The sequence below is a fragment of the uncultured Campylobacter sp. genome (genome assembly GCF_937949835.1).
GTDB lineage: Bacteria > Campylobacterota > Campylobacteria > Campylobacterales > Campylobacteraceae > Campylobacter_B.
The window spans coordinates 1-6,131 of the sequence record NZ_CALEDC010000297.1; the positions used below are offsets into that span (position 1 = coordinate 1).

Genomic DNA, 6,131 nt, shown 5'->3' on the forward strand with positions numbered 1-6,131 from the left:
GCGGTCGCCGATGATGAGCTCGCGCTGTCCGCGACCGATCGGCACTAACGCGTCTATCGCTTTAAGACCGGTTTGAAGCGGTTCGTGGACGGATTTACGAGCCATGATGCCTTTAGCCTTTTCTTCGACAAATCTAGTATCGCTGGTCTCTATCGCACCCTTGCCGTCGATCGGCTCGCCCAGGGCATTTACTACGCGACCTATTAGAGCATCACCTACCGGAACGCGCAAAAGCTTACCCAGTCTTTTAACGCTACTACCTTCGTTAATACCACTAGTATCGCCTAAAATAACGATGCCGACACTGCTCTCCTCTAAATTTAACGCGATACCACGAGCTCCGTTTTCGAATTCGACCATCTCGTTAGCCATTACGTTTTTTAAGCCGTAAACATTGGCAACGCCGTCTGCGACCGAAACGACCTTACCGGTTTCTTCGATATCAACGCTAAGATCGAAATTTTCGATTCGCTCTTTGATTATGCTGCTGATTTCGTCTGCCTTAATTTTCGCACCCACGCTTTACTCCTTTAAATTGCTTTTAAAATATATTCGCTCATTTTTTGTTTCAATCTATCAACTGAAAAACTAATCTCAAATCCAAGATCCTCCACTTCGATCTTAATGCCTTCAAGCTCGCTTTTAACGGGTTGCAGAGTAATATCTGCATTGAATTTCTTTGAAATTTTAGTCTCTAGCTCTTTTATTTTCGCGGCGTCTATTTCGGTGGCGGAATAAATTTTACCCAAATATTTATTATCCAGCGCCGCAATATTCTTGCGCAGTTCCTCGACTATCTGTGGAATTAGCGCAATACGCCTATTTTTAGCTAGGAGTTTAATAAAATTTACGATTTTTTCGCTTGGATTTTTTATAAACGACGCAATAAGTTCCACCTTGGATTCCTCTTTTAGCGTCGGAGATTTTACAATATCTTGGAATTTTGGAATTCTAAATGCACTCGCAACGCTCTCGAGCGTCTGCAAAACAGAGCCTAGTTCATCTTTTTTATAGCTCAGTATCAGGGCGTTTACATATCTTTTTGAGGTGTTATTTATCATTATCCGACCTTTTTCTCTACGATTTTAACCAGTTTGTCTTGACCGAATTTAATGTCATCCGATGCAAAAACGTCATCCAGTATCTCGCTTACGACCTCTTTTTTGATCTTACGCGCCTCAAAGCTCTTCTGCTCGTCGAAAGATTTTTGCAAATTCGAAATCTCTTGCTCGGTTGCATTTTTTATCTTTTCGGCAGCGAACACGATCTCTTTTTTAGCGGTTTCGATTAAAGCTGCGCCTTGAACCTTGGCATCTTGCAGATCTTTTTTAGCTTGCTCTTTGCGAGTTGCGGACTCTTTTAAAATTTTTTGATTAGCTTCAAGTCTAGATGCGATGCCGTCGATTCTACCTTGATATGCTGCTTTTGCGGGACCTTTTAAAAGATAAAACAAAATTCCGAAAAACAAAATGAAATTTATGCTTCGCCACAGCACGTCGTAGTCTTTGACTCCATCGTGCCCACCGCTTGCTAAAACAAACGCCGGAATGATAAATAAAAATAGATATTTTTTCATACTGAAAACCTCATACTTTAGCCACAGCGCTACTTAGGGCATTTTTAAATTCCGGAATTTTGGCTTGCAAATCATTTTTTAGGTTGCGCTTTTGCTCATCCAAACCGCCTAAAAATTGATCAAAATCCTCCTCCATCGCGGCTTTTTTCTCGGCTATTTCTCTGGCGGCAGCCTGCTTCGCGCTATCCATCGCCTCTTGCTTTATTTTAACAGCTTGCAACTTCGCAGCATCCATGATTCGTACGATCTCTGCTTTATCGGCATCTGCATCCTGCGCGTTTTTCATCGCATTTGCCTCATCTTCTTTAATAATAGCTTCTCGCTTTTCCATATGCAAAAGTAGCGGTCTATAAAGCTTGATATTTAAGAAGTAAATCAAAGCTAAAAATACGACGATGGTCGTTATCATGGCGGTCAAACTTACGTCTAGCATCGCACCTCCTCCAGGTTAGTTTTAAACAAAATGCGTATTTTACAATATGAAAAATTAAAATACACTATAAAAAATCATCCGATTTTCTTTAAAAACTCGGAAATTTGTAAAATTTCGCTAAATTCGATCGAAATTTTACGCTCTTTGATACTTATTTTACCAAATTGATCAAGCTTGGCCTTTAGCTTTAAAAGTTCGGGCTTGAAGCTTTGAAATTCCGCACCAGGCTTTTTCTCTTTCGGAACGGTTTTATCTTTGAGCTTTTTTACTAAATTTTCGGTATCTCTTACGCTTAGACGCTGTCCTAAAATGGTATTTAGCGCTAAAATTTGATCCTCTTTTTCAAGTCCAACCATTATCTTGGCGTGCCCTTGCGAAATTTTATCTGCGCTTATGGCGTCTTGCACTTCGGAGCATAAATTTAAAAGTCTTAGCGTGTTGGTAATCTGCGTGCGGGACTTTTTGATGATGTCGGCTAACTCCTCTTGCGTGATCCTATATTCACCGATAAGCTCCTTATAGGACTTAGCAAGCTCAATAGGATTTAGATCCTCGCGCTGTATATTTTCGATGAGGGCAAGCTCTCTTAAATTTTGAGATTTTATGTCTGCGACTACGGCTTTGATTGTACTCTCGCCCAAAAGCTTCGTCGCTCTTAGGCGTCGCTCGCCGGCGATAAGGACGTAAGAATCGTCCTTTTGAATAACAATGATAGGCTGAATAAGCCCGTGGCGAGCGATGCTCTCGCTTAGCTGCCTAAGTGCCTCCTCATCGAAGCTTTGACGCGGTTGATATGGATTTGGCTCGATTTTATCGACATCGATTTCGATAACTAAGCTATCGGCATTTCCGCTTTCTAGCTCCCTGTTATAGGAGCTTTCTACGTCGTCTAAAATCGCACCGAGCCCGCGCCCGAGCGCTCTTTTTACCTTGCCCATTTTTGCTCCATTATGGATTTAGCGAGGTCTTGATAGGCGATGGAACCAGCAGATTTTATATCGTATAAAACCACCGGCTTGCCAAAGCTTGGGCTTTCGGCTAGCTTGATATTGCGCGGGATGATGACTAGATCATCACTCTTGCCGATACGAAAGAGCTTATCATCAAAATACTCGCGTAAATTCGCGACTGTCTCTTTGGCGAGATTGTTTTGCAAGCTGTACATTGTCGGCAAAAATCCGCGAATTTTTAAATTTTTATTGAGCGTTTGCTTGACGACTTTTACGGTATTTAGGATCAGCGCGACACCTTCAAGTGCATAGAATTCGCACTGAATCGGGATGATGACGCTATCGCTTGCGACCAAGGCATTTACCGTAATGCTACCCAGCGTCGGCGGTGAATCGATGATGATGAAATCGTATCTGTCCTTAACCTCGGAAATTTTATTTTTTAGCATTAGTTTGAAGTCTTTCTCTTCGCTTACTTCGCGCTCGATACCTACAAGTCCGATGTTTGACGGCACCAGATCCATAAACTCAAGTTCGGTCTTTTGGATCACTTCGGACATGCTCTTACGCCCCGTTAAGACGTGATAAATGTTAAATTCAAAGTCGCTGCGGTTAAAGCCAAGTCCGGTCGTAGCGTTCGCCTGAGGATCTACGTCAATCAGCAGGACCCGCTTTTTCTTTATCGCTAGCGACGCAGCAAGATTGACCGCTGTGGTCGTCTTGCCGACGCCGCCTTTTTGATTGGCAATCGTAATTACTTCACTCATCTTAAAGCATAAACCCTTTCTTCATTTATTATGATCGATCCGTCTTCGCAAAGTTTAGCCTGCGCAAGCGAAATTTTTTCACCGCCTAGATGAACGCTAAATTTTTGCGATTTTTGGAATTGTAACGAAAAATTTCTAAAAATTTGCTTCCACGAGATTTTATTTTCATATAGCGCAAAAAAGCCCTCTATAGCGTCTTTTGCGCTGATTTTTATATCTAAAATTCCCGCATATTCGGGCGCGCCGAGTAGGTTCATGCCGATGCCGCAGACGAGGGTATTTTTGATCTTATTCGTCATCGTCCCACCGATTTTGCGCTCGCCTAGATAAAAATCGTTAGGCCATTTAAGCCAAAGCTGAGAGCCGAGCGATGCGAGAAGCTCCTGCATAATCATCGCAAAATATATGCTCGCCGACTGAGGCGGCACATCTGCAGGCAGATCGCTCTGCGCGACACAGAACGAAAATGCGAGGTTGCCGCTCGCGCCCTCCCAATCATTGCCGCGCGAGCCGATACCGGCGCTTTGGCGATTTGCGGCGATCGCAAAAGGCGGCGTTATCCTGCCTTCGCGCACGGCGTCTACTAAAAACTCCTGCGTAGAGGGCATTTGCTCTACAAATTCTACTTGCAAAACCCGCTCCTTGCGTAAGACGAAGGGCTCGCCTTGAAATATTGCAAACGTTTAAATTCCTCATAGCGATAGAATTTTGAGACAAGATAAAATTTAGCACCATTAAATTTTACGATCTTGCTAAATTTTTCGGCAACGCGGATTTTCCCAGCGGCATTTCGATAAAATTTTAAAGCCCTGTCTCGCAAAAATTCTGCGGCACGATCATAGAATTTTAAATGGTGCGTGTTTGGTGCGACGCCGCAAGATCCGTAACCGCGGCGGCGAAATTTTAAGCTCCTGTGAGCGTAAAATTTTAGAGCATAGAAGCGAGGTTTTAAAATTTTATAAAGCCTTGATTTTGGAGCTTCGCTTCGAAATTCCGCACGGCAAAATTTTACTTCACGATCGCAGCGATACCTGGGGCAAAATTCCGTCGTAACGCCAAAAGTGCGGCGCAAATAAAATCCCCGCATAGCATCATAAGCGCGGCATAAAACGCGAGAATTTAAAATCCCGCTTAGCATAGCAGATCGCCGATCTTTAGCCGCTTGCCATTTAGATACGCGCTAGCGTCCACGGGCTTTTTGCCTGGCTCTTGCACCTTTGTGATCTTAACCGCACCCTCACCGCAAGAAACGCAAAAACTGGGCTTATCAACGTGCAAAATTTCGCCCGCGCGCTGAAATTTACGCCCGCAGGATTCACGCAAAAGCTCTAGTTCTAAAATTTTTAACCCACTAGCTAGATATATCCCCGGCCAGGGCGTTAGCGCGCGAAATTTATTATAAATCTGCTCCGCACTCTGCTCAAAGCCAAAAAGCCCACCTGATTTGCTTATTTTTTTGCAGTGCGTAGCCTGTGCGCCCTCTTGCTTAAGCGGCGTCAAATTTGTAAAATTTCGCAGCACTCGCACTATCAGCTCGCCCGCTAGATCACCCAGTTCGTCAAACAGCTGCGCCGCCGTTTTATCCTCGCAAGGCGTGTAGGCAAAATCAAGCATATCGCCCGTGTCAAGCCCCGCATCCATCAGCATCGCCGTCACGCCCGTCTGCTTTTCGCCAGCCAAGATCGCGCTTTGGATCGGGCTCGCACCGCGATATTTAGGCAGGATCGAAGCGTGCAGGTTTATGCAAGGCGCGATATCAAGCACGCTTTGCGGCAAAATTTTACCGTATGCGGCAACCACGATAAAATCAGGCTTTAGCTCTTTTATCTGTGCTCGGGCCGCTTCGTCTTTTAAGCTCGCTGGCTGAAAGATCGGCACGGCGGGCAGATACTGCTGTGCATAAACTTTAACCTCGCTCGGAGTTAAAATTTGCTTCCTGCCGACGGGTTTATCGGGCTGCGTAAAGACGGCCGCGATATTAAATTTCGCACCCGCAAGCGCGCGTAAAATTTTAGCCGCATACTCGGGCGTTCCCATAAAAACTATATTCATTCTTTTCCTTTAAATTTAGCCAAATCACGGCGCGAGCGATCATGCAGGCGCCGGCCGCAAGCGAAATAAATTTTACGCAGACCGTGAGTAAAACCTGGTTCATGCTCGTGCGCCTTATTTGACAGCGGATTGATTTTTATCCTCGGATCCGTCTGGCCAAGGCCAAAAAGCGCACGGATCTTCGGACCAATAAATCTTTGCAGACGGTTTCGCCCCCAGCTCATCTAGGCTAATCTTGCCGTCACGATTAGCATCGAGCCTCTTAAATTCCGAGTCTGAGCGCAGATTTAGCTCTACTCTCAGCCCAGACGGCACCTCGCTCGTCGTCCACTCCTGTAAGCTCAGCGCGCCGT

Annotated in this window: 9 protein-coding genes and 2 pseudogenes; 1 reads left to right on the forward strand and 10 read right to left on the reverse strand. The window is 44.9% G+C overall.

Features of this window, described 5'->3' with window-relative positions:
- The 7 genes and pseudogenes from Q0256_RS06710 to Q0256_RS06740 all read right to left on the reverse strand — a co-directional run.
- A pseudogene (locus Q0256_RS06710) lies at window positions 1-519 on the reverse strand (F0F1 ATP synthase subunit alpha); the annotation flags it as partial.
- Window positions 520-530: 11 nt separating this feature from the next.
- Window positions 531-1,061 (reverse strand): F0F1 ATP synthase subunit delta, encoded by a 531-nt coding sequence (locus tag Q0256_RS06715; protein ID WP_295099002.1) that lies wholly within the window; start codon window positions 1,059-1,061, stop codon window positions 531-533.
- Window positions 1,061-1,576, reverse strand: a complete 516-nt coding sequence (locus tag Q0256_RS06720; RefSeq protein WP_297961467.1) for a F0F1 ATP synthase subunit B — start codon at window positions 1,574-1,576, stop codon at window positions 1,061-1,063. Before Q0256_RS06720 ends, Q0256_RS06715 begins: the two co-directional genes overlap by 1 nt.
- 10 nt (window positions 1,577-1,586) lie before the next feature.
- On the reverse strand, window positions 1,587-2,009 hold the full coding sequence (locus tag Q0256_RS06725) for a F0F1 ATP synthase subunit B' (RefSeq protein WP_297894462.1): 423 nt from the start codon (window positions 2,007-2,009) through the stop codon (window positions 1,587-1,589).
- 74 nt (window positions 2,010-2,083) lie between these two features.
- A complete protein-coding gene (locus Q0256_RS06730) occupies window positions 2,084-2,947 on the reverse strand; it encodes a ParB/RepB/Spo0J family partition protein (protein ID WP_297961470.1) in 864 nt (287 codons plus the stop codon).
- Window positions 2,935-3,726 carry a ParA family protein gene (locus Q0256_RS06735; protein WP_177389424.1) on the reverse strand — a complete coding sequence of 264 codons (792 nt, stop codon included), beginning with the start codon at window positions 3,724-3,726 and terminating at the stop codon, window positions 2,935-2,937. The genes Q0256_RS06730 and Q0256_RS06735 overlap by 13 nt, the downstream gene beginning before the upstream one ends.
- Window positions 3,723-4,358, reverse strand: coding sequence for a biotin--[acetyl-CoA-carboxylase] ligase (locus Q0256_RS06740; protein ID WP_297961473.1), 636 nt, complete (start codon window positions 4,356-4,358; stop codon window positions 3,723-3,725). The genes Q0256_RS06735 and Q0256_RS06740 overlap by 4 nt, the downstream gene beginning before the upstream one ends.
- 229 nt (window positions 4,359-4,587) lie before the next feature.
- Between Q0256_RS06740 and Q0256_RS06745 the strand changes: the two genes are divergently transcribed.
- On the forward strand, window positions 4,588-4,779 hold the full coding sequence (locus tag Q0256_RS06745; protein WP_297961476.1) for a hypothetical protein: 192 nt from the start codon (window positions 4,588-4,590) through the stop codon (window positions 4,777-4,779).
- Between the two features lie 78 nt (window positions 4,780-4,857).
- Here Q0256_RS06745 and fmt read toward each other — a convergent pair whose 3' ends face one another.
- The 3 genes and pseudogenes from fmt to Q0256_RS11615 all read right to left on the reverse strand — a co-directional run.
- The gene (gene fmt / locus Q0256_RS06750; RefSeq protein WP_297961479.1) at window positions 4,858-5,778 is read right to left on the reverse strand and encodes a methionyl-tRNA formyltransferase; all 921 of its coding nucleotides are present in this window, start codon (window positions 5,776-5,778) and stop codon (window positions 4,858-4,860) included.
- A complete protein-coding gene (locus tag Q0256_RS06755) occupies window positions 5,775-6,002 on the reverse strand; it encodes a hypothetical protein (protein ID WP_297961482.1) in 228 nt (75 codons plus the stop codon). The genes fmt and Q0256_RS06755 overlap by 4 nt, the downstream gene beginning before the upstream one ends.
- Window positions 6,003-6,015: 13 nt before the next feature.
- Window positions 6,016-6,093: pseudogene (locus tag Q0256_RS11615) on the reverse strand (hypothetical protein); the annotation flags it as partial.
- Window positions 6,094-6,131 lie beyond the last annotated feature (38 nt).

Excerpts from the sequence above, each read along its gene's own strand:
- Q0256_RS06715 (WP_295099002.1), bottom strand. The coding sequence starts at position 1,061 with ATGATAAATAACACCTCAAAAAGATATGTAAACGCCCTGATACTGAGC.
- Q0256_RS06720 (WP_297961467.1), bottom strand. The coding sequence starts at position 1,576 with ATGAAAAAATATCTATTTTTATTTATCATTCCGGCGTTTGTTTTAGCA.
- Q0256_RS06725 (WP_297894462.1), bottom strand. The coding sequence starts at position 2,009 with ATGCTAGACGTAAGTTTGACCGCCATGATAACGACCATCGTCGTATTT.
- Q0256_RS06730 (WP_297961470.1), bottom strand. The coding sequence starts at position 2,947 with ATGGGCAAGGTAAAAAGAGCGCTCGGGCGCGGGCTCGGTGCGATTTTA.
- Q0256_RS06735 (WP_177389424.1), bottom strand. The coding sequence starts at position 3,726 with ATGAGTGAAGTAATTACGATTGCCAATCAAAAAGGCGGCGTCGGCAAG.
- fmt (WP_297961479.1), bottom strand. The coding sequence starts at position 5,778 with ATGAATATAGTTTTTATGGGAACGCCCGAGTATGCGGCTAAAATTTTA.
- Q0256_RS06755 (WP_297961482.1), bottom strand. The coding sequence starts at position 6,002 with ATGAGCTGGGGGCGAAACCGTCTGCAAAGATTTATTGGTCCGAAGATC.